This window comes from Tabrizicola sp. BL-A-41-H6, assembly GCF_050632395.1.
Lineage (GTDB): Bacteria > Pseudomonadota > Alphaproteobacteria > Rhodobacterales > Rhodobacteraceae > JAUYQR01.
Map to the genome: position 1 here is coordinate 3,853,962 of NZ_CP192600.1, position 22,302 is coordinate 3,876,263.

Below are 22,302 nucleotides of genomic sequence, written 5' to 3' on the forward strand. Positions count from 1 at the left end.
GCCTGCCAGATCAGGCGGCCTTGGCGTCGGCCTTCGCGCCGTAGAAACTCGTACCCTTCGCCGCCATCTCGCGCAGCATCGCAGGCGCCGCAAACCGCGCCCCGTGCCGCGCCGTCAGCCTGTCGCAAATCTCCAACGCCCGCCCAGCCCCAATGATATCCAGCCAGCCAAACGGCCCGCCCGACCACGGCGCAAAGCCCCAGCCAAGGATCGCACCCACGTCACCCTCGCGGATGTCGGTCAACACGCCGCCTTCCAGCGCCCGCACCGCCTCAAGCACCTGCGCCATCAGCAAACGGTGCTGCACCTCGCCCAACTCCGGCTGACCGGCCGCCTCGGGGAACCGGGCTGCCAGCCCGTCCCAAAGCCCCTCGCGTTTGCCCGCCGCGTCATAGGCGTAGAACCCGGCACCCGCCTTCTTGCCCAGCCGCCCTTGATCGGCCATCCAGAACAGCACCTCGTCCACCGCCCCGTCCGGATAGGCATCTCCCATCGCCGCACGGGTCGCCTTGGCGATCTTCACGCCTAGATCGATCGACGTCTCATCGACCAGTTGCAGTGGCCCGAGCGGCATACCGACCAGCTTGGCAGCATTTTCCACCAGCGCCGGCTCCACCCCTTCGGCCACCATGCGGATGCCTTCGTTGATGTAGGGAATGATGCATCGGTTGGCATAAAAGAACCGCGCGTCGTTCACCACGATCGGGGTCTTGCGAATCTGCCGAACGAAATCCAGCGCCTTGGCCACGGCAACATCGCCGGTTTCGCGGCCCCGGATGATCTCAACCAGGTTCATCTTGTCGACGGGTGAGAAGAAATGGATTCCGATGAACCGCTCCGGTCTGACACTCGCCTTCGCCAACCCGCTGATCGGCAGGGTAGAGGTGTTGGTGGCAAAGACGCCATCGCACACCGCCTCGACCTTTGCCGTGACCTCGGCCTTCACCTTCGGGTCCTCGAACACCGCCTCGACGATCAGGTCGCAGCCGGCAAGCGCCGCATAATCGGTGGTCGCGGTGATCCGGCCCAGAACCTCGGCCTTCTTCTCTGCTGTCACCTTCTTGCGCTGCACACCCTTGTCCAGAAGCCCCTCGGAATGCGCACGGCCCTTGTCCGCCGCCTCCTGCGTGGCGTCGATCAACACGACTTCGATCCCAGCAAGGGCCGAAACATAGGCGATCCCCGCCCCCATCATGCCCGCGCCGATCACGCCAAGCTTCTTGACAGTCTGGTCCGGCACCTTCGGACGGTTCGCGCCCTTCTCCAGTGCCTCCTTGTTGATAAACAGGCTGCGGATCATCGCGGTCGACGACGGATTCATCAGCACGCTAGTGAAATGCCGCGCCTCGATCTTCAGCGCCGTGTCGAACGGCACCAGCGCGCCCTCATAGACCGCCGCCAGCAGCGCCTTGGCCGCCGGATAGACCCCCATCGTCTTGCCCATCACCATCGCCGACGCACCGACAAATGTCATGAACCCCGCCGGATGATACGGTGTGCCGCCCGGCATCTTGTAGCCCTTGGCATCCCACGGCTTGACCAGATCGGCGTCCGTCGCCGTCAGCACCCATTCCTTCGCCCGCGCCAGCAGCGCCTCGGGCGCCACCACTTCGTCGATCAATCCGCCCGCCTTGGCGCCCTTGGGATCACTGAGCTTGCCCTCCAGCAGATACGGCGCCGCCATCATCGCGCCCATCTTCCTGACCAGCCGCGTCGTGCCCCCCGCCCCAGGGAAAATCCCCACCATGATCTCCGGCAGCCCGATCTTCGCCTTCGGATTGTCCGCCGCGATGATCCGGTGGCAGGCCAGCGGCAGTTCCAGACCAATCCCCAGCGCGGTGCCGGGAAGCGCCGCGATGATCGGCTTGCCACCCTTCAGCGTCTTGGGGTCCATCCCCGCCCGCTCGATCTTGCGCAAGACCTGATGCATCCCCATCACGCCATCAAAGATCGCCTGCGCCCCCCCGGCCCGCATCCGCGCGATCACGTTAAGGTCCATCCCGCCCGCGAAATCGCGCTTCCCACTGGTCAGGATGATCCCCTTCACCGCCGCATCGCCCAACGCCTGATCCACCAGCGCCGACAACAGCGCGAACGCCTCGGTCGACATCACGTTCATCGACTTTGCCGCCACGTCCCAGATGATCGTTGCAACGCCGTCAGCATCGGTGGTCATCGAAAAATCGGTCATGCGGGAATCCTAGTCATTAAGAGGGCTGTAGGTGTTCGGCATCAGGACCGGCCAGCGGGCATCGGTCGTAGTGTTGCGGACGAAGGCGCATTTCCAGACGCCTTCGATCAAGTCGATCTGGGTCTGCGACCAGAACATCGGCGCGACCTGCAGGTTTTCCGCCATCAACCGGGTGGTGTATTGCCCATGAACCCTGCCGGGCGTCGGCGCAAAGGCCCGGATCACCTTGCGCTGGATCGAGGTCACGCCAAGATCGGCCAGCATCTCGCCATAGGTGTCGAAGCCGTCCGCCAGATCGTCCATCGTGGTGACCGTCAGCGTGGCCGACGCGGTTTCCAGAACGAACGGCAGGCTTACATGCTGGGCGTAAACCTCCAGACGGCCATCCACCACCGCTTTGCCCACCGCATCGAGAAAGCACTCCAGAATCTCCACCGCCGTCATCCTGCCCCCCTGCAAGCGACCCACGCGAACTTCGCCGGGCCCGTGGTCCGGCATACGTCGCACGATGCGCGCAGAGCCCGGTCCAACGCCAAACGCACGGCAACTGGGGGCGGTTCCCGTGGGCAGAAAAAATTCCTTTCGGTTGCAACGGGCTGGCTCTGGTCTGGCGGTCATGGCAAGGCCTTGGGCCAGCCGGGATAGGGCGTGCCATCCTTGTGCGATACGGTCCTAACCCCACCACGGCGCGCATAGTGCAGGTCGATGTCGGGATAGGACACCTCGTCCTCGGGCAACCGCGACCCGACGACAATGTAGGTCGCCGGCTGGTCGCTGCGGTTTTCCAGACAATGCGCGTTCGGCACACCGGCGGGCCAGCAGACACAGGTGCCGGGGCCGATGTCGGTTGCGCCATCGTCCTCGTGCAGCGTGACGATCCCGTCGAGGGTATACAGAAACTCGTCCTCGTCCGAATGCCAGTGGCGGTGGCTGGACCGCGCCCCCGGCATGAGGGTTTCGGTGAACGCGCCGAACTGCGTCAGCCCGCCCGCCTCGGAAAGCGGATGCGCCTCGTAATCGCCCAGATCGGCAAACGGCGACGATCCGGGGTCGCTGGTCGGCGCGACACTGCCCGCACGGATCACATTCGGTCGCGCGCTGCCGTCAAACGCCTGCCCCCAAGGCGCACGCAACTCCAGCAGTTCCGGCGGCAGATCGCCCTCGCGGAGCACGCGGCCATCGGCGTCAACCACGCGCCAGCGCGCGGCATCATTGATCTGGCGGCTGCCGTCGTCTGGATAGGTGCAGATGTCACCCGCCGCGCGGCTGCCTACGATCAGCCACCGGCACGGCACATCGCCCCGGTTGGTCAGGTGATGCGCGTTGGGATCACCCCGCCGCCAGCAGACCGCATCGCCGGGGAAAAGTTCGGTAAGTCCGGCGTCATCGCGCAGCGTCGCCGTGCCGGACAGAAGATAGACAAACTCGTCCTCCGCCGAATGCCAGTGCCGCTTGGCTGACCATGCGCCCGGCGCCAGCGTGTCGATATAGGCACCGAACTGCGTCAGCCCGCCCGCCACCGAAAGGTGCAGCGTGCTGAACCCAGCTTCCCCGCTGACCGGTGCCGTGGCCGGGTCAACGATCATCGCGGCTCCTCGTAGTCCGTTCCGTCCTTGTAGGTGAACCGCGCAGCACCGTCCGCGATGTGCACCATCAGATCGACGTCGGAATAGGTCGCGGTTTCCACCGGCGCCTTGGTGCCAACCACCAGAAACCGCGCTTCGGAATCGGTATGGTTGATAAACTGGTGCCCATCCGGGACGCCTGCCGGAAACGCCGCGCACTCGCCAGCACGCATCACCACAGGCCCCGCATCCAGCACCATCGTGCATTCGCCCGACAGCACCATCACGAACTCGTCCTCGTTCAGATGCCAGTGGCGCAGCGATGATTTCGCGCCGGGTTCAAGGATCACGATGTTCACGCCAAACTGCGTCAGCCCGCCCGCCTGCCCCAGCCGCAAGCTAGACCGCCCCACCATTTCCCTTGCATAAGGCTCAGGGTAGATTGACCCGACCTTTACCGGCACCTTCGACAGATCCAGCTTCATTGCGCCCTCCCCGGCTTCACGCCCGCCAAAAGGAAGACCGTCTCCGTCAGGCAGGCTGTCGGGGGGTCTGCTCGGCGTGCATCAGGCTGCAGTCCATCTCGATCATCTCGACCCGAATGGCGTTGTCGACCATCCGGCAGAAATAGATCAGATCGGTCTGGCTTGGCGGCGTGCCGTCGCCAAAGCGGCAGGTCAGCCGCGCAAAGGCGCGAAAGCGTCCTGCGCTGGGCGCATCCGTGGCGCGCAGCCGGGCGCTGATCGCCGTCACCTTGCGGTCCCGCAACCGGCCCGAAACCTTCCGCAGCGTCGCGGCATAGTCGGCAGACGTCTGGAATGGCACGATCTTCTGCGGCGAATGCACCACCATCGGATAAGCGCAGCGGCCCGCAATCGCATCGGTGTGGCCCGACAGCAGATCGGCGGCGGTCTGATCCAGCAAATCCTGCATGTGATCGAACATGGGGGCTCCCATTCTGGCGGCGATGGCGGGCATTTGCCCTCGCCTGCCGACATGGAGGCTTTGCCGTGCCATTCCCATAGGACAGCACTGCTGACGCTGCGTCACAAGGCGAAAGGCCGTCGGGTGCTGGCATCACACCCTCTCGATGATGGTTGCAGCCCCCATGCCCGACGCGATGCAAAGCGTGGCAAGGCCCACCTCGCGGTCAGACCGCTCCAACTCGTCCAGCAGGGTGCCGATGATGATGGCCCCTGTGGCCCCCAGCGGGTGGCCCATCGCAATCGACCCTCCGTTTACGTTTACGATGCCAGGGTCCACGTCGAACGCCTGCATGAAGCGCAGAACGACGCTGGCAAAGGCTTCGTTCACCTCAAAAAGGTCGATGTCGCCAATCACCATGCCCGCGTCACGCAGGATCTTTTCCGTCACCGGCACCGGGCCGGTCAGCATGATGGTGGGATCGGTGCCGATCTTCGCCGTGGCGCGGATGCGGGCGCGCGGTTTCAACCCGTGCGCGCGGCCAAACTCCGCATCGCCTATCAGCAGCGCCGCCGCACCATCGACGATGCCGGATGAATTGCCCGCATGATGGATGTGTTTGATCCGCTCCAGATGCGGGAACTTCATCAACGCCACCTTGTCGAAGCCCGGCATCACCTCGCCCATGTCCTTGAAGGCAGGCTTCAACGCGCCCAGCGTCTGCATGTCGGTGCCGGGGCGCATGTATTCGTCGGTGGCAAGGATCGGCAGGCCGTTCTGGTCGCGGATCGTCAGCACCGACCGCGAAAACCGCCCCTCCGCCCAAGCCACCGCCGCGCGGAGCTGCGATTCCACCGCCAGCGCGTCGGCATCGTCACGACTGAACCCGTATTCCGTGGCGATCAGGTCTGCCGAAATCCCCTGCGGCACGAAATAAGTCTTCATCGCAAGGCTGGGGTCCACCGCGATGGCCGCCCCGTCCGACCCCATCGGCACGCGCCCCATCATCTCCACCCCACCGGCGATGTAGGCCCGCCCCGCACCCGCCTTCACCTGATTGGCCGCAAGGTTTACCGCCTCCATCCCGCTGGCGCAGAACCGGTTGATAGCCAGCCCCGGAATGCTCTCGTCCAGATCCGACGCCAGCACCGCTGACCGCGCCAGACACCCGCCCTGTTCGCCCACCTGCGTGACGTTGCCCCAGATCACATCCTCGACCGCATGGCCTTCCAGCCCGCTCCGCTCCTTCAGCGCGTTCAAAACCTTCGCCGACAGCGCGACCGCCGTCAGCTCGTGCAATGACCCATCCGGCCGGCCCTTGCCGCGCGGAGACCGGACGGCGTCGTAGATGAAAGCGTCGGTCATCGGTCTCTCCTCATGCCCGGTCGGCAGGGCTGCCGGGCATCAATTCATAGGGATGTTTCCAACCCGGAATGGCCGCGATCCGGTCCAGCCAGGCGTCGATGTTCGGCCATTCCTTGCGGTCAAAACCAAACGGTTCGGGGTAATAAAGATACCCGCAGCACGACAGGTCCGCGATCGTCATTGCCGCGCCCGCCACCCAGTCGCGCCCCTCCAGATGTGCGTTCAGCGTCTTGTAAGACGCCTTCAGCCGCGCCTGCAAAAACTCGACCGCCCCAGCGGGCCGCTTCTCCGGCGCAAGGAAATTGCCAAGGAACCGCGCCGTGCCGATCTGCCCGGACAGCTTGTGATTGTCCCAGAACATCCACCGCAGCACCTCGCGCCGCTCCGCCGCCGACTTGCCCCCCAGCTTCCCGGTCTTCGAACTGATGTAATCCAGGATCACGCCCGATTGCGTCAGCGTCAGCGGCCCGTCGACGAACACCGGCACCTCAGCCATCTCGTTGATCTCGCGGAACGCAGCACTCCGCGCCTCGCCGCCAAAGAAATCCACATACACCGGCTCCCACTCGGTGTTGGTGAACGTCAGCGCCAGCGCGCATTTGTACGCGTTGCCGCTTTCGCCAAAGCAGTAGAGTTTCGCTGTCATGATTCCGGTCCTACTGCTTGCGATTGTCCAGCTCGGCATTGAACAGCCGCAGCCGGTGGGTCAGGTTGTCGTGGTCGATCACGCTGGAAAAGTTCTCGAAGATGAACGATAGCGCCTCGCCCTCCTCCAGCCCCGCCTCGGTCGCGAACCGCCTGAGCGCGCGGTAGCCATCCTCGGTCATGGCGGCGTTGAAGCGTCGGGTCAGGCGAAAGCGTTTCGGCATCGGCATCTCCTTGGTTGCGCGTGAAACCTTAGAACGCCTCTGCCGCCAGCGCCATGACCGGTTCGGCCCCGCTTTCGATCCGCGCCAGATGCATCCCGCAGGCCGGCAACTGCCGCGCCATGTAGAACCGCCCCGTCGCGATCTTCGCTTCCAGCCAGTCGCGGTCCGCCGCCCCGCCGTCCAGCGCCACATAGGCCGCCTTGGCCATCCGCGTCCACATCAGGCCAAGGCAGACGTGCCCCATCAGGTGCATGAAGTCGTAAGACCCCGCCAGCGCCGCATTGGGGTTCTTCATCCCGGCCTGCATGAAATACATCGCCGCCTGTTGCAGTTGCTTTGACGCGGCCTTCAACGGCTCGGCAAAGCCCGCCATCCGCGCATCGCCGTCATGCGCGCGGACCTCGGCCTTCACCATGTCGAAGAACGCCATCACATGCTTGCCGCCATCCGTGGCCAGTTTGCGACCCACCAGATCCAGTGCCTGCACGCCATTGGCACCCTCGTAGATCATCGCGATCCGGGCATCGCGGGCGAATTGGCTCATCCCCCATTCTTCGATGTAGCCGTGCCCGCCGTAGACCTGCTGCGCAGCCACGGCCATCTCGAAACCCTTGTCGGTCTGGAACCCCTTGATCACCGGGATCATCAGGCTCACCAGACCCTCCGCATCCGCATCGCCCATCCGGTGCGACCGGTCGATCAGGCTTGCAGCCCACAGCGTCAAGGCGCGCGCGCCTTCGACAAAGCTTTTCTGCTCCATCAGGTTGCGGCGAATGTCGGGATGCACAATCAACGGGTCCGCCGCCTCGCCGGGGTTCTTCGCCCCGGTCACGTCGCGGCCCTGCAAGCGGTCCTTGGCGTAGGCCAGCGCGTTCTGATACGCCGCTTCTGCCACCGCATAGCCCTGCAGGCCCACACCCAGCCGCGCCTCGTTCATCATGGTGAACATCGCGCGCATACCCTTGTGCAGATCTCCAAGCAGATACCCGGTCGCGCCGTCATAGTTCATCACGCAGGTCGAGTTGCCGTGAATCCCCATCTTCTCCTCGATCTTGCCAACCGAGAGCGCATTCCTTGCACCAAGGCTGCCATCCTCGTTCACCAGAAACTTCGGCACGATAAAAAGGGAAATCCCCTTGGTCCCCGTGCCTCCGCCCGGCGCCTTGGCCAGGACCAGATGGATGATGTTGTCGGCCATGTCATGCTCACCAGCCGAAATGAAGATCTTCTGCCCGGTGATCCGGTAGCTGCCATCCGCCTGCGGCTCGGCCTTGGTGCGCATCAGACCCAGATCGGTGCCGCAATGCGGCTCCGTCAGGTTCATCGTGCCGGTCCACTCGCAGGACACCAGCTTTGGCAGGTAGGTGGCCTTCTGCTCGGCCGAGCCATGCACATGGATCGCCGAATAGGCCCCGTGCGTCAGGCCCTGATACATCTGAAACGCCATGTTGGCCGAAACGAAGGTCTCGTTGACCGCAGTGTGCATCAGGTGCGGCAACCCCTGCCCGCCATAGGCGGGGTCCGCGTCCAGTGCCGTCCAGCCCCCGGCGCGCAGGGCATCGAACGCCGCCCTGAACCCGGTCGGCGTGCGCACCACGCCGTTCTCCATCACGCAACCCTCGCGATCGCCGACCATATTCAGCGGCGCCAGCACATCGCCCGCCAGTTTCGCCGCCTCCTCCAGCACCGCCCCGGTGAACGCCTCGTCAAGATCGCTGTAGCCGGGAATATCGGCGGCACTGATCTTCAGAACCTCGTGCAGCAGAAACTGCGTATCCTTCACTGGGGCAATGTAGCGGGGCATTCCGGTCAATCCTTCCTTCTTGTCATTCGGCAGCCTGATCTTGGCGAACCGCGTCGTTTGCCGCCAGTTCCGCGCGCAGCTCTGCAATCGCCTCGTCCAGTTCGGCGCGCTGCGCCTCCATCACCGCCAGCCGTTCGCGGGCCAGTTCGCAGGTCCGCCGTCGCTGCGCCTCGTTCGACCCATCGCGGTCGTAAAGGTCCAGCGTCTGGCGGATATCCTCCAGACTGAACCCGAACCGCTTGCCGCGCAGGATCAGCGTCAGCCGCGCCCGGTCGCGCCGGGTGAACAGCCGTCTGGTCCCGTCGCGCACGGGGCTCAGCAGTTCCTTCGCCTCATAGAACCGCAGCGTGCGCGGCGTCACGTCGAACGTCTCGCACATTTCGCGAATGGTCATCAGGTCGGGCTTCACAGTTGTTTTCGCAGTCATCATGGCAAGCTCTCGCAACGGGTGCATCTGACGGGCAGATGCGATCCGCAAACTGACATTACCAGACCAGTTGACGTTAACGTCACTGTGACGTCACGTCAGAAAAGCGCCTGACGTGAAGTCAGCGATGCCATCCCGCACCGCACCACCTGCTTCCCCTTCACAAATATCCCACGGGGGTCCGGGGGTGTGAAACCCCCGGCGGTCGGCCAAGGGCCACCGGCCGGCCCACTTCGTTACCAAGGCCTTGACGCGGGCCCGCAAGCCATTGAAATACATGAAACTCGCAATTGTCCCACCGTGGGACAGGCGGCTCAAGCCTCGCCCAACTTGCCCAGTTCCGCCACCGCAGTCTCGCGCAGGGCCCTCAAGTCGGCCAGCGTCACCTCCAGCTCGGCCCGCTGCCGTTCCAGATCTTCCAGCTGCCGGTCCGCCAGCCGCACCCAATGCTCCAACTGCGACCGGGTGCCTTTCTGCTGATAGATCAAAAGCCACTGGCGGATTTCCTCCAGACTGAACCCGAACCGCCGCCCCCGCAGGATCAGCGTCATCCGCGCCACCTCGCGCGGCCCATAAAACCGCGCCCGCCCATCCCGCTCCGGGGCCAGCAACTCGATATATTCATAGTAGCGCAGCGTCCGCGGCGTCACATCGAACCGCGCGCACATCTCCTTGAAGGTCAGGCGGCTGTCGGACATTGGCTCTCCTCTCGGGGTCAAGCCTAGGCGCGGTTTGCCCATCGCGCAACCGGGTCGGGCCTTGCGCTCCTCTTCCCGCTCCGGTTTCATGGCGGCGATAGGAAACGCCATGTCCCACGCCCTCGACCTCGCCCGCCGCTTCATCGAAGCCCTGCCCCACAGCCGCGCGCTGGGGATGGTGCTGGAAGAGATCGGGCCGGGCACGGCAGTAATCTCCATGCCCTACGACCCGCGCCTGATCGGCGACCCAGCCACCGGCGTGATCCATGGCGGCGCCGTCTCGGCGCTGATGGATACCGCCTCGGGCGCATCGGTGATGAGCCACCCCTCCGCGCCCACGTCGACCGCCACGCTCGACCTGCGGATCGACTACATGCGCCCCGCGACCCCAGGCCAGACAATCCGCGCCCGCGCCGAATGCCACCACGCCACCCGCACCGTGGCCTTCATCCGCGCCACCGCCACCGACGACGATGAAACCCGCCCCGTGGCAATGGCCACCGGTGCCTTCACCATCGAACGGGCCGGCGAATGAAACGCCCCGAACCGGTTCAGGTCATCAAACAGCGCCGCGACGCGCTTCTGCGCTCGCTGGTCGACGGCGTGCCCTACATCGGCTTTCTGGGCATCCAGTTTGACCGGCGCGGCGACGAACTAACAGCCGTCATGCCGTTCAACGACCGCCTGATCGGCAACCCCTTGCTGCCCGCGCTGCACGGCGGGGCGACCGCGGCGTTCCTCGAGGTGGCGGCGATCATCGAACTTGCCTGGACCTCGCTCTGGGACGGGATGGAGGCGGAGGGCGCGGTGCCGGATGGCACTATCCGCCTGCCCAAGACAATCGATTTCACTGTCGATTACCTGCGCGCCGGACTGCCTCGCGATGCCTATGCCCGCGCCCGCGTCAACCGTTCCGGCCGCCGCTATGCCTCCGTGCATGTCGAGGCGTGGCAAGACAACCGCAGCCGCCTTTTCGCGCAAGCGACCGGGCATTTCCTGATGCCGACGCAGGCTGCGGGATGACCACGCTAAGCCATGGCCGGGTGTTCAGGATCGCCGGGCCGATCGTGCTGTCGAATGCCACGGTGCCCCTTCTGGGCGCGGTCGATACCGCCGTCATCGGCCAGCTTGGGCAGGCCGCCCCCTTGGGCGCGGTCGGCATCGGGGCGGTGATCCTCGCGACGCTTTACTGGGCCTTCGGATTCCTGCGGATGTCGACCTCAGGTCTTGCCGCGCAGGCCCAAGGCGCGGGCGACATGGCCGAGCGGTCGGCAATCCTGATCCGCGCGCTGATCATCGGCGGCACTGCCGGACTGGCGCTCGTGGTTGCGCAGGTTTTGCTCTTTACCGGAGCCTTTGCCGTAGCCCCAGCCTCGGCCGAGGTAGAGGGGCTGGCGCGGCAGTATCTGGCGATCCGGATCTGGGGCGCACCGGCGACCATCGGGCTTTATGCGTTGACCGGCTGGCTGATCGGGCTGGAGCGGACGAAGGGCGTGTTGATCCTGCAACTGTGGCAGAACGGGCTGAACATAGGGCTCGACCTGTGGTTCGTGATCGGACTTGGCTGGGGCGTGCCGGGGGTGGCGGCGGCAACGCTGATCGCCGAATGGACCGGGCTGATGCTTGGCCTGTGGCTGGCGCGCGATGCGTTCGGGCCGGTGTTGCGCGCAGCCTTGGCGCGCCTGCCCGACCCGGTCGCCCTGCGCCTGATGTTCACCGCCAGCCGCGACATCATGGCGCGGACCGTGATCCTGCAGCTTTCGTTCACCAGCTTCGTGTTTCTAGGTGCGCGTTTCGGCGACGTGACACTGGCGGCCAATCAGGTTCTGATGCAGTTTTTGGAAATCACCGCCTATGCCCTCGACGGGTTCGCCTTTGCGGCCGAGGCGCTGATCGGGCAGGCGGTCGGCGCGCGGTCGGCGGTGGAAAGCAGGCGGGCAGGGCTTTTGTGCATGCAGTGGGGGTTCGGCGGGGCGGCGGTGCTGGCGGGCGTATTCCTTCTGGCCGGGCCGCAGGTCATCGACCTGATGACCACCGCGCCCGAGGTTCGCGAGGCGGCGCGGCATTATCTGCCCTGGCTGATCGCCGCGCCGTTGATCGGCGTGGCCGCGTGGATCTACGACGGCATCTTCATTGGCGCCATGCTGACCGGCGACATGTTGCGCGCGATGCTGGTGTCGGTGGCGGTCTATGTTGTTGCGCTGGCGGTGATGATCCCGGCCTTCGGCAACCACGGGCTTTGGGCGGCGCTTATGGTGCTGAACGCGACGCGGACGGTCACTCTGTGGCAGCGCTATCCAAAGGTCGCGGCGCGGGCTGGCGGCTGAGGCTTGCCTTCCCCTACCCCGCCGGGCCATGATCGCGCTGGCAAAGGGGAGAGACATGCGGAAGTTTCTGGTGGTTCTGGATGACAGCCGCGAATGCCTGAACGCGATGCGGTTCGCGGCACTTCGGGCGGCGCATACCGGCGGCGGTGTCACGATCCTGTCGATCGTCCCGCCCGAGGAGTATCAGCACTGGATGGGCGTGGCCGACCTGATGCGCGCCGAAGCGCGTGAGCGGATCGAGGCGCATTTCGAGGTGTTCGCCAAGTGGATGCGCGACAAGCAGGGGGTGAACCCGGAACTTGTGATCCGCGAAGGCGACCCCGTCACCGAGATTCTGGCGCAGGTCAGCGAAGACAGCGAGATCGGCGTTCTGGTGCTTGGGGCCGCCACCGAAAAGGCCGGACCAGGGCCGCTCGTCACCGCGATGAGCCGGAATTCGGGGAACCTGCCGATCCCGATCACCATCGTGCCCGGCGATATGTCGAAGGAACGGCTTGAGGCGATCACCTGACCGGCAGCGAGCGCGCAATCGGCAAGCTTCCGCCCGGTCCTGCGGTTTACCCTCCGCTGTAAGCGGCTGCTTACTCACGCGGATGATATAGCGATTGTCGAGGTCACGGCGCAGGTCTAGGCGTCGTCCAACTTTGCTAGGGTTCCCATGTCAGTCTCAGCCTCCCCCTCGCCCGATAGCAGCACCCGCCCCGCCGTTTCACCCTTTGCGCTGAACGTCGCGGTGGCGATCTACCTGATGGCGCTGTGCAACCAGACCTTCTGGGGTCACCTGTTTCGCATCTTCGAAGGGCATACCGTCACCGCGCTGATCTTCGCCGCGGCGATCTGGGCACTGACCTTTCTTGTCATCGCGTTCATCGCCGTTCGCAGGGCGCAAAAGCCGGTGCTGGTGGCGCTGTTGCTAATTGCGGCGATCACCTCCTACTACATGGACGCGCTTGGCGTGGTGATCGACCGCGACATGATCCAGAACGCCGCGACCACGACGGTCGCTGAATCCAAGCACCTGATCACGCCGGCCTTCCTGCTGCATGTGCTGCTCTACGGGGTGCTGCCCTCAGCGGTCGTGCTTTGGGTCCGCATCCGGCGCACTGGCATCTGGCGTAGTCTGGCGGGCTGGACACTGGTGAACTCCCTTGCGACGGCGCTGGTGATCGGGCTGTTGTTCAGCAACTACAAGGATTTCTCCAGCGTCTTGCGCGAAGACAAAGAATTGCTCGCCTCGGTTCAGCCACTGGCCCCGATTTCGGGCGCGGTGCGCTATGTGCGGATGCTCATGAAATCGCGCGACATCGTGCTGCAGCCAACCGGCACCGACGCAAAGGCGGGTCCGTATCTGGCAGCGGCCACCAAGCCGGTTCTTCTTGTCATTGTTGCCGGCGAGACGGGCCGGGCGGCAAGCTGGTCGCTTGGGGGCTACGGGCGCGAGACGAACCCCGAACTTGCCAAACGTGACATCGCCTACTTTTCCGATGTGTCCAGTTGTGGCACGGCCACGGCAACCTCGCTGCCCTGCATGTTCTCGCCACTGACGCGGGCGGAGTATTCCTATGAAGCCGGGCTCAGCCACGAAAACCTGCTCGACGTGATGGCGCGCGCGGGGTTCAAGGTGGAATGGTGGGACAACAACACCGGCAACAAGGGCATTGCCGCGCGGCTGCCATCGCGGTTCATGACGGCTGTGGATGGGGCGGAATTCTGCACGCCGGAATGCATCGACGCGGTGTTTCTGAAGCGGCTGCAGGACACTGCGGCCACCATCACGCAGAACACCGTGATCGTGCTGCACCAGATCGGCAGTCACGGGCCAAGCTACTGGCTGCGCTATCCGGCCGACCGCGAGGTGTTCAAGCCAACCTGCCAGACGCCCGAGGTAATGGAGTGCAGCGCCGAGGAAATCGTCAACGCCTACGACAACACCATCGCCTACACCGACTGGTTCCTTGCACAGGTGATCGACATGCTCGATGGTCAGGATCGCGTGATCCCGGCTATGTTCTACGTCTCTGATCACGGCGAAAGCCTGGGCGAAAACGGGATCTACCTGCACGGCACGCCCTACTTCATGGCCCCAACCGAACAGACCCATGTGCCGATGGTGCTGTGGATGGCCGAGCGGTATCAGGCCGCGCTCGGGCTTCCGCAGGACTGCTTGAAAGAACGTCAGGCCAAGCCCGCCAGCCATGACAACGTGTTCTCCACCATTCTTGGAATGGCTGATATAAGCACCACGGCGCGCGATGACGCGCTGGATCTTGCGGCAGGGTGCCGGGCACGGGGAAGCTGACACTTGCAGAAACTTGAAAAGCCGTTGCGCAAATCCGGGGTCGCGCATTTCATAGCGGCTGCCGGATATTCGGCTGGTGGGGCAAGGCGCCTGTGGCGGGAATCGGCCTTTCGCCAAGAGGTGATCGCGCTGGCGATCCTGCTTGCCCTTTTCGCAGCCGTGGGTGCCAGTCTGGCCGAATTCCTCGGGCTCGCCATCCTGTCGCTGATTGTTCTGGCAGTCGAGGCGCTGAACACGGCCATCGAAGAACTGGTCGACAACGCCTCGCCCGGATGGTCCGAGTTCGCCAAATCCGCGAAAGACATGGGGTCGTTCGCCGTGATGTGCCTGTTGGTCGCGACCGGGCTTTATGCCGGGTGGGTGGTGCTTTTCTGACCGGTTTAGAACGGTTCCAAACTTGACATGGCGCGCCGCGAAGCGCATATCCGAGTGGAATAGTCGGAGATACCCCATGTTCATCCAGACCGAATCCACGCCAAACCCGGCCACGCTGAAATTCCTGCCCGGCCAGACCGTGCTGGAACTTGGCACCGCAGATTTCCCCAGCGAAGAGGCAGCCGCGAAATCGCCGCTGGCACGGCGCATCTTTGCGGCGGGCGGCGTCACTGGGGTGTTCTTCGGAACCGATTTCGTGACGGTGACCAAGGCTGACGCGGTCGAATGGCAGCACATCAAGCCGGCGATCCTTGGCGCGATCATGGAGCATTTCCAGTCTGGTGCGCCCGTTATCGAAGGTGAACAGGCGGCTTCGGGCCATGCCGAACACACCGGCGAGGATGGCGACATCGTGCGCCAGATCAAGGAACTCCTCGATACCCGTGTCCGTCCTGCCGTGGCGCAGGATGGTGGCGACATCACCTTCCACGGCTTTGACCGCGGCGTGGTCTACCTGCACATGCAGGGTGCCTGCGCGGGCTGCCCATCTTCGACCCTCACGCTGAAGATGGGGATCGAGAACCTTCTGCGGCACTACATCCCGGAAGTGCTGGAAGTGCGGCCCGTTGCGGCCTGACCCCTTGCTGCCGATCCTGGCCTTCGACACATCGGCCGCGCATTGCGCGGCCGCTTTGCTATGGGACCGCGGGCTTATCCTGCGTGACGAGGCGATGGCCAAAGGGCAGGCAGAGCGTCTGGTCCCGATGCTGGAAGAGGTGCTGGCCGAAGGCGGCATCGGCTGGCGCGACCTGCGTGCCATCGCCGTTGGCACCGGGCCGGGAAACTTCACCGGCGTCCGCATCGCGGTGGCGGCGGCGCGCGGTCTTGCGCTTGGCCTTGGCATCCCGGCGGTCGGTGTCACACGGCTCGAGGCGCTGGCCCACGGCCTGCCGCGCCCGGTGACAGTGGTCGAAGACGCGCGGCGGGGCGAGCTTTACGTACAAACCTTCACCGCTGACGGGGCCGGACCCGCGCATCTGGCCGAACGGGTCGTGGTCGCGACCGCTGCCACCGGATCGGCAGCGGGCGACGCCGCCCTGCCACCCGCCGTACCGCTGGCTGAGGCGATTGCCCGCATCGGGGCGGTGCGCGCCCTGACACCGCAGCCACGGCCCGCACCGTTTTACCTGCGCGGCGCGGATGCGGCTCCGCCGTCCGACCCGCCGCCGGTGATCCTGCCGTGATGGCCGAGGAAATGGCCGCGCTGCATGCGCTGTGCTTCACCACGCCGAAACCGTGGTCGGCGGCGGAGTTTGCGTCGATGCTGGCTGACCCCTTCGTCTTTGCGCTGACCGAGGCAGAAGGATTCCTTCTGGGGCGGGCGGCGGCGGGCGAGGCAGAGGTGCTGACGCTCGCCGTGGCCCCGCAGGCGCGCAGGCGGGGGATGGGGGCAAAGCTGATGGCACGCTTCCTCTATCAGGCGCGGCTCAGGGGCGCAGACACCGCTTTTCTTGAGGTGGCGGCGGGCAATGCCGCAGCGCTCGCGCTCTACCGCGCGCATGGTTTCGTCGATGCCGGGCGTCGGCGTGGTTACTACCGCCACCCCGACGGCAGGGCCGAGGACGCGCTGGTGCTGTCCCGTTCGCTTGGAAAACCGGCGCCGCCTGCGGCAACCTGACCGGACGGTCAAAATTCACCCGCTGCGGCGCCGAATATGCCTTGACCGGCCCGAGCGACTCCGCCCAAGTTTGCCTACGATCCGGCGGGTGCGAGTCATGGGCCAAAGGCCCTGGGTCGGCATCCCCGGCCAAGAGCAACAAAATCGACCGGGAGCATCCGATGACCTTCATGAAATCCCTCTACGGCGCCACCGCCGCGCTGGCGCTGACCGCCGGCGTGGCCGCCGCCGAACCCGCAATCATCTTCGACCTTGGCGGAAAGTTCGACAAATCCTTCAACGAAGCCGCGTTCAACGGCGCCACGAAATGGGCAACCGAAACCGGCGGCACGTTCAAGGAACTGGAGATGCAATCCGAAGCCCAGCGCGAGCAGGCGCTGCGCCGCCTTGCGGAATCGGGCGCGAACCCGGTTGTGATGACCGGCTTTGCCTTCGGTGACGTGCTGAACACCGTTGCCCCGGATTTCCCCGACACCAAGTTCGCGATCATCGACATGGTCGTCGATCAGCCGAACGTGAAGTCCGTCGTATTCAACGAGCATGAAGGGTCCTACCTCGTCGGCATGATGGCCGGCCTTGCCTCGAAGACCGGCACCGTCGGCTTCATCGGCGGCATGGACATCCCGCTGATCCGCAAGTTCGGCTGCGGCTATGCGCAAGGCGTCGTTGCCGCGAACCCGGCCGCCAAGGTTATCCTGAACATGACCGGCACCACTCCGGCCGCATGGAACGACCCGGTGAAGGGTGCTGAACTGGCCACCGCCCAGCAAAGCCAGGGCGCTGACGTGATCTACGCGGCAGCTGGCGGCACCGGCATCGGTGTGCTGCAGACGGCTGCCGACCTTGGCATCCTGTCGATCGGCGTCGACAGCAACCAGAACTACATGCACCCCGGCAAGGTTCTGACTTCGATGCTGAAGCGCGTCGACAATGCCGTCTATGAGGCGTTCAAGGAAGGCGTCGACCTGAAGCCCGGCATCAATGTGATGGGTCTGGCAAACGACGGCGTCGGCTACGCGATGGACGAAAACAACGCCTCGCTGGTGACCCCGGAAATGCAGGCCAAGGTCGACGAGGCTGCTGCCAAGATCAAGTCGGGCGAACTGGTCGTGCACGACTACATGTCGGACAACACCTGCCCGGCCGCCACGTTCTGATCGGCCCTCAGCTGATGTAATGAGTGCCGCGCCAGTCTTCTGGCGCGGCACATTCGCAAGACGGCCCAAGCTGCGACCACAAGCGGCAGGGACCGGAGTGTCAGGGGGACCACATGGCCGATGAAGCCTATGCCATTGAACTCAAAGGCATCTCAAAGGCCTTTGGTCCAGTTCAGGCCAACAAGGACATCAACATCGCGGTGCCGAAAGGCACGATCCACGGCATCATCGGCGAAAACGGCGCCGGCAAGTCGACGTTGATGAGCATTCTCTACGGCTTCTACAAAGCCGACGCCGGCCAGATCGTCATCAACGGCAATCTCACCGCCATCCCCGACAGCCAGAGCGCGATCCGCGCCGGTATCGGCATGGTCTTCCAGCATTTCAAGCTGGTGCAGAATTTCACGGTGCTGGAAAACGTCGTCCTTGGCGCCGAGGACGGCGCGCTTTTGAACACCAGCCTCGCCAAGGCGCGCAAGGCACTGACCGACCTCGCGCGGGAATACGAGCTGGATGTCGACCCCGACGCGCTGATCGAAGACCTGTCGGTCGGCCACCAGCAGCGCGTCGAAATCCTGAAGGCGCTTTACCGGCAGGCCGACATCCTGATCCTCGACGAACCGACCGGCGTGCTGACGCCAGATGAGGCGGACCATCTGTTCCGCATCCTTGGCGGCCTTCGCGATCAGGGCAAGACGGTGATCCTGATCACCCACAAGCTGCGCGAGATCATGGAGGCGACCGACAATGTCAGCGTGATGCGGCGCGGCACGATGGTCGCGACCGTCAAGACTGCCGACACCAGCCCCGAGGCGCTGGCCGAGTTGATGGTCGGCCGCAAGGTCTTGCTGGAGGTCGACAAAGGCCCCGCAAAGCCGGGGCCGGTCGTGCTCAAGGTCGAAAACCTTCGCGTCCGCGACGAACACAAGGTGGAGCGCCTTAAGGGCGTGTCGTTCGAGATACGCGCCGGTGAAATCCTCGGCATCGCCGGGGTCGCCGGAAACGGCCAGTCCGAACTTCTTGAAGCGTTGGGCGGCATTGCAGCCGCGACCGGGCAAATCACCCTTAAGGGGGCAGACCTGCCGCTGACAGGGGCCGCCGCAAACGGCCAGTCGCGCCGCGACGCCGGCATCTCGCACGTGCCCGAAGACCGCCAGCACCTTGGCCTGATCATGGATTTCACCGCGTGGGAAAACGTGGCGTTTGGCTACCACAACGCGCCCGAATACCAGAAGAACGCGCTTTTCATGGACAATGACGCCGTGCGCGCCGACACCGAAAAGAAGATGAAGACCTACGACGTGCGCCCGCCGATCCCGACACTGGCCGCCAAATCCTTTTCCGGCGGCAACCAGCAAAAGATCGTCGTCGCGCGCGAGATGGAGCGGAATCCCGACCTCCTCCTGATTGGCCAGCCGACGCGGGGCGTGGATATCGGGGCCATCGAATTTATCCACAACCAGATCGTCGCGCTGCGCGATGCCGGCAAGGCGATCCTTCTGGTCAGCGTCGAACTTGACGAGATCATGAGCCTTTCAGACCGCATCGCCGTGATGTTCGATGGCCAGATCATGGGCTTCCGTGACCCCGAGGTGACAAACGAACGCGAGCTTGGCCTGCTGATGGCCGGCATCGCCGAAAAGGGGGCCGCGTGATGGACCGTTTGCCGCGTTGGGCCGATATCGTCCTGGTCCCGCTGATCTCGCTTTTGTTGGCCGCGATAATCTCTGCGCTGGTCCTCCTCGCTATCGGCCAAAGCCCGGTCGAGGCGATCAACGTCATGGTCGACGGCGCGCTCGGCTCGTCCTATGGCTGGGGCTACACGCTTTACTATACCACCAGCTTCATCTTCACCGGGCTTGCGGTGACGATTGCCTTCCACGCCAGCCTCTTCAACATCGGCGGTGAAGGTCAGGCGCAACTTGGCGGCCTTGGCGTCGCACTGGTCTGCCTTGCCTTCCCGTGGCCGCACTGGACCCTAGCGCTTCTTGCCGCCACACTTGGGGCGGCGGCTTTCGGCGCGGCCTGGGCGGCGGTGCCGGCCTACCTGCAGGCCAAGCGCGGCAGCCACATCGTCATCACCACGATCATGTTCAACTACATCGCCTCGGCGCTGATCGTCTATCTGCTGGTCGACGTGCTGCGCCCCGCAGGCCAGATGGACCCGGCCACCGCCCGCTTCCCGGAAGGCGCAAAACTGCCGACGCTGGACATGATCCCCGGCTTCAACCTGATCTTCCAAAAACCCGTCCCCGCCAATGTCACCCTCTTCATCGCCCTGGCGATGGCGGTGGTGGTCTGGGCAATTCTCTGGCGCACACGGCTCGGCTATCAGATCCGCGCCTTCGGCAAATCCGAACCGGCGGCGAAATATGCCGGCATCAACCCCACGAAGATCATCCTCGTTACCATGATCCTGTCCGGCGCGCTGGCCGGGATGATGAGCATCAACAACGTCATGGGCGAGGCGGAGCGGCTGCTGCAGAACTCGGCCGAAGGGGCAGGTTTCATCGGTATCGCGGTGGCGCTGATGGGGCGCAACCATCCGTTCGGCGTGGTGCTTGCCGCACTCCTCTTTGGTTTTCTCTATCAAGGTGGCGCAGAACTTGGCCTCTGGACCTCGATCCCGATCGAGATGCGGATCGTGGTGCAGGGCCTCGTCATCCTGTTCACCGGGGCGTTGGACATGATGGTCCGGATGCTGCTGACCAAGGCCTTCGGTCTGTTCCAAAGCCGCAAGCTGGGGGCCGCGTGATGGATTACGCAACGCTGCTGCAAATCCTCGACTCCACGCTGCGGCTGGCAACGCCCTTGCTCCTCGCCTGCCTTGCCGGGCTTTACTCCGAACGCGCCGGCGTGTTCGACATCGGGCTTGAAGGGAAGATGCTGATGGCCGCGATGGCCTCCGGCGCGGTCGCGTTCCTGACCGGCTCGGTCTGGCTGGGCCTTCTGGCCGGGATCGGCGCGTCACTGGTGCTGGCGGCGATCCACGGGATCGCCTCGATCACCTTCCGCGGCAACCAGCTCATCGCTGGCGTGGCGCTCAATTTCCTCTCCTCGGGCATCACCGTGCTCATCGCCCAACGCCTGTTCGGTCAGGGCGGGCGTACCCCGCCCCTTACCGACGGCGGGCGCTTCGGGCCGATCACCCTGCCCTTCGCCGAGGCGCTGAAAGACGTGCCGATCCTCGGCCCGCTTTATTACGAGGTGATCTCGGGCCACTCCTTCCTCGTCTACCTCGCCATCGCGCTGGTGCCCTTCACCTGGTGGGTGCTCTACCGCACCCGCTTTGGCCTCCGCCTCCGCGCGGTCGGCGAAAACCCGGCGGCGGTCGATACTGCGGGCGTCTCCGTCGTTGGGCTGCGCTTTGCCGCCGTGGGCATAACCGGCATCCTTTGCGGCCTCGCCGGTGCCTACATGGCAACCGCCCTGCAAGCAGGCTTCGGGCGCGAGATGACCGCAGGCCGCGGCTACATCGCCCTCGCCGCCCTCATCTTCGCAAAATGGCGCCCGGTCGCGGCCCTCTGGGCCTGCCTCCTCTTCGGCTTCTTCCAGGCCCTTGCCCTGCGTCCCGACGTGGTCGAAGCGGTGGTGCAGGTGAAGATTCCCGTCCCCTTCCTCGACGCGCTTCCATACATCCTGACGGTCGTGGTGCTCGCGGGCTTCATCGGCAAGGCCATCCCGCCCCGCGCAGGCGGCGAGCCTTACGTAAAGGAACGCTGATCCCTTCCTCTTTGGACAAATATCCTACGGGCGTAGCGGGGGGTGTGAACCCCCCTGCTACGCCAGAAACCCGAAAGAACCGCCGATGACCGAAGCCGCCGCCCTTGCCGCCACGATCCGCGCCCGCGCCGGCGACGCACCGGTCAAGCTCGGCCTGATCCTCGGCTCGGGCCTTGGTCATCTAGGTCAGGCGGTCGATGGCGTAGCGATACCCTACGCCGACCTTCCCGGCTTTCCGCATGTCGGCGTGTCCGGCCATACCCCGATGCTGACGATCGGTAATCTTGAAGGCGTCCGCGTCGCCGTGTTCGGCGCGCGCGAGCATTATTACGAAAACGGCAACCCGGCGGCGATGCGGCTACCCCTGACCGTGCTCAAGGCGCTGGGGGCCGACAGCCTTATCGTCACCAACGCGGCCGGGTCGATGCGGGCAGACGTGGCACCCGGCGACCTGATGCTGCTGTCCGACCACATCAACTACAACGGGCTGAACCCGCTGATCGGGGAAAAGACCGATGCGCGCTTCGTGCCGATGACCGATGCGCATGACCACATGCTGCGCGCCCGGCTTCGCGCGGCGGCAGCCTCGCTGGGCATTCCGCTGGCCGAAGGGGTCTACTGCTGGTACTCCGGCCCGTCCTTCGAAACCCCGGCCGAGATCCGGATGCTGAAAACCCTGGGCGGCGACGCCGTCGGCATGTCCACCGTCCCCGAGATCATCCTCGCCCGCTTTCTGGGGCTGAAGGTCGCGGCCATTTCCACCATCACCAACATGGCCGCCGGACTGTCGAACGAACAGATCAGCCACGAACACACCAAGGCGATGGCCCCCCTTGGTGCGGCAAAACTGGAACGCATCCTGCGGGAATTCCTGACCAAGCTCCGATGAGGTCCAACAGC

Annotated in this window: 25 protein-coding genes; 14 read left to right on the forward strand and 11 right to left on the reverse strand. The window is 64.8% G+C overall.

What is annotated here, in order from left to right:
- Positions 1-10 precede the first annotated feature (10 nt).
- From ACROUL_RS18950 to ACROUL_RS19000, 11 genes are all read right to left on the reverse strand, one after another.
- A complete protein-coding gene (locus ACROUL_RS18950; RefSeq protein WP_431300987.1) occupies positions 11-2,191 on the reverse strand; it encodes a 3-hydroxyacyl-CoA dehydrogenase NAD-binding domain-containing protein in 2,181 nt (726 codons plus the stop codon).
- A 9-nt stretch (positions 2,192-2,200) separates the two neighbouring features.
- Positions 2,201-2,635, reverse strand: coding sequence for a hypothetical protein (locus tag ACROUL_RS18955; RefSeq protein ID WP_431300988.1), 435 nt, complete (start codon positions 2,633-2,635; stop codon positions 2,201-2,203).
- 170 nt (positions 2,636-2,805) lie between these two features.
- On the reverse strand, positions 2,806-3,777 hold the full coding sequence (locus tag ACROUL_RS18960) for a cupin domain-containing protein (protein WP_431300989.1): 972 nt from the start codon (positions 3,775-3,777) through the stop codon (positions 2,806-2,808).
- The gene (locus ACROUL_RS18965; protein WP_431300990.1) at positions 3,774-4,241 is read right to left on the reverse strand and encodes a cupin domain-containing protein; all 468 of its coding nucleotides are present in this window, start codon (positions 4,239-4,241) and stop codon (positions 3,774-3,776) included. Before ACROUL_RS18965 ends, ACROUL_RS18960 begins: the two co-directional genes overlap by 4 nt.
- 46 nt (positions 4,242-4,287) lie before the next feature.
- Entirely contained in the window at positions 4,288-4,701 is a 414-nt protein-coding gene (locus tag ACROUL_RS18970; protein WP_431300991.1) for a hypothetical protein, read from the reverse strand.
- A 132-nt stretch (positions 4,702-4,833) separates the two neighbouring features.
- The gene (locus ACROUL_RS18975; RefSeq protein WP_431300992.1) at positions 4,834-6,045 is read right to left on the reverse strand and encodes an acetyl-CoA C-acetyltransferase; all 1,212 of its coding nucleotides are present in this window, start codon (positions 6,043-6,045) and stop codon (positions 4,834-4,836) included.
- Between the two features lie 10 nt (positions 6,046-6,055).
- The gene (locus tag ACROUL_RS18980; RefSeq protein WP_431300993.1) at positions 6,056-6,691 is read right to left on the reverse strand and encodes a glutathione S-transferase family protein; all 636 of its coding nucleotides are present in this window, start codon (positions 6,689-6,691) and stop codon (positions 6,056-6,058) included.
- A 10-nt stretch (positions 6,692-6,701) separates the two neighbouring features.
- Complete coding sequence (locus tag ACROUL_RS18985) at positions 6,702-6,914, reverse strand: hypothetical protein (protein WP_305571081.1); 213 nt, start codon at positions 6,912-6,914, stop codon at positions 6,702-6,704.
- 28 nt (positions 6,915-6,942) lie between these two features.
- The gene (locus ACROUL_RS18990; protein WP_431300994.1) at positions 6,943-8,718 is read right to left on the reverse strand and encodes an acyl-CoA dehydrogenase C-terminal domain-containing protein; all 1,776 of its coding nucleotides are present in this window, start codon (positions 8,716-8,718) and stop codon (positions 6,943-6,945) included.
- Between the two features lie 22 nt (positions 8,719-8,740).
- A complete protein-coding gene (locus ACROUL_RS18995; protein ID WP_431301343.1) occupies positions 8,741-9,145 on the reverse strand; it encodes a MerR family transcriptional regulator in 405 nt (134 codons plus the stop codon).
- Positions 9,146-9,459: 314 nt separating this feature from the next.
- Positions 9,460-9,843 (reverse strand): MerR family transcriptional regulator, encoded by a 384-nt coding sequence (locus ACROUL_RS19000; RefSeq protein ID WP_431300995.1) that lies wholly within the window; start codon positions 9,841-9,843, stop codon positions 9,460-9,462.
- 109 nt (positions 9,844-9,952) lie between these two features.
- On the opposite strand from ACROUL_RS19000, the gene ACROUL_RS19005 reads away from it, so the two are divergent.
- From ACROUL_RS19005 to ACROUL_RS19070, 14 genes are all read left to right on the forward strand, one after another.
- Entirely contained in the window at positions 9,953-10,378 is a 426-nt protein-coding gene (locus tag ACROUL_RS19005; protein WP_431300996.1) for a PaaI family thioesterase, read from the forward strand.
- On the forward strand, positions 10,375-10,866 hold the full coding sequence (locus ACROUL_RS19010; RefSeq protein ID WP_431300997.1) for a PaaI family thioesterase: 492 nt from the start codon (positions 10,375-10,377) through the stop codon (positions 10,864-10,866). Before ACROUL_RS19005 ends, ACROUL_RS19010 begins: the two co-directional genes overlap by 4 nt.
- Positions 10,863-12,170 (forward strand): MATE family efflux transporter, encoded by a 1,308-nt coding sequence (locus ACROUL_RS19015; protein ID WP_431300998.1) that lies wholly within the window; start codon positions 10,863-10,865, stop codon positions 12,168-12,170. Before ACROUL_RS19010 ends, ACROUL_RS19015 begins: the two co-directional genes overlap by 4 nt.
- A gap of 55 nt (positions 12,171-12,225) precedes the next feature.
- Positions 12,226-12,681, forward strand: a complete 456-nt coding sequence (locus ACROUL_RS19020) for a universal stress protein (RefSeq protein WP_431300999.1) — start codon at positions 12,226-12,228, stop codon at positions 12,679-12,681.
- 147 nt (positions 12,682-12,828) lie between these two features.
- Positions 12,829-14,469 (forward strand): phosphoethanolamine transferase, encoded by a 1,641-nt coding sequence (locus ACROUL_RS19025; RefSeq protein ID WP_431301000.1) that lies wholly within the window; start codon positions 12,829-12,831, stop codon positions 14,467-14,469.
- Positions 14,470-14,472: 3 nt separating this feature from the next.
- A complete protein-coding gene (locus ACROUL_RS19030; RefSeq protein WP_431301001.1) occupies positions 14,473-14,844 on the forward strand; it encodes a diacylglycerol kinase in 372 nt (123 codons plus the stop codon).
- 76 nt (positions 14,845-14,920) lie between these two features.
- Complete coding sequence (locus tag ACROUL_RS19035; RefSeq protein ID WP_431301002.1) at positions 14,921-15,481, forward strand: NifU family protein; 561 nt, start codon at positions 14,921-14,923, stop codon at positions 15,479-15,481.
- Positions 15,471-16,088, forward strand: coding sequence for a tRNA (adenosine(37)-N6)-threonylcarbamoyltransferase complex dimerization subunit type 1 TsaB (tsaB, locus tag ACROUL_RS19040; protein WP_431301003.1), 618 nt, complete (start codon positions 15,471-15,473; stop codon positions 16,086-16,088). Before ACROUL_RS19035 ends, tsaB begins: the two co-directional genes overlap by 11 nt.
- On the forward strand, positions 16,088-16,522 hold the full coding sequence (locus tag ACROUL_RS19045) for a GNAT family N-acetyltransferase (protein WP_431301344.1): 435 nt from the start codon (positions 16,088-16,090) through the stop codon (positions 16,520-16,522). The genes tsaB and ACROUL_RS19045 overlap by 1 nt, the downstream gene beginning before the upstream one ends.
- A 161-nt stretch (positions 16,523-16,683) precedes the next feature.
- Entirely contained in the window at positions 16,684-17,679 is a 996-nt protein-coding gene (locus ACROUL_RS19050; protein WP_305571058.1) for a BMP family lipoprotein, read from the forward strand.
- Positions 17,680-17,792: 113 nt separating this feature from the next.
- Positions 17,793-19,334, forward strand: a complete 1,542-nt coding sequence (locus ACROUL_RS19055) for an ABC transporter ATP-binding protein (protein WP_431301004.1) — start codon at positions 17,793-17,795, stop codon at positions 19,332-19,334.
- A complete protein-coding gene (locus ACROUL_RS19060; protein ID WP_431301005.1) occupies positions 19,334-20,434 on the forward strand; it encodes an ABC transporter permease in 1,101 nt (366 codons plus the stop codon). The genes ACROUL_RS19055 and ACROUL_RS19060 overlap by 1 nt, the downstream gene beginning before the upstream one ends.
- Positions 20,434-21,402: an ABC transporter permease gene (locus ACROUL_RS19065; RefSeq protein WP_431301006.1), complete on the forward strand. Its 969-nt coding sequence runs from the start codon at positions 20,434-20,436 to the stop codon at positions 21,400-21,402. The genes ACROUL_RS19060 and ACROUL_RS19065 overlap by 1 nt, the downstream gene beginning before the upstream one ends.
- Positions 21,403-21,487: 85 nt before the next feature.
- On the forward strand, positions 21,488-22,291 hold the full coding sequence (locus ACROUL_RS19070) for a purine-nucleoside phosphorylase (protein WP_431301007.1): 804 nt from the start codon (positions 21,488-21,490) through the stop codon (positions 22,289-22,291).
- The last annotated feature ends 11 nt before the right edge of the window (positions 22,292-22,302 follow it).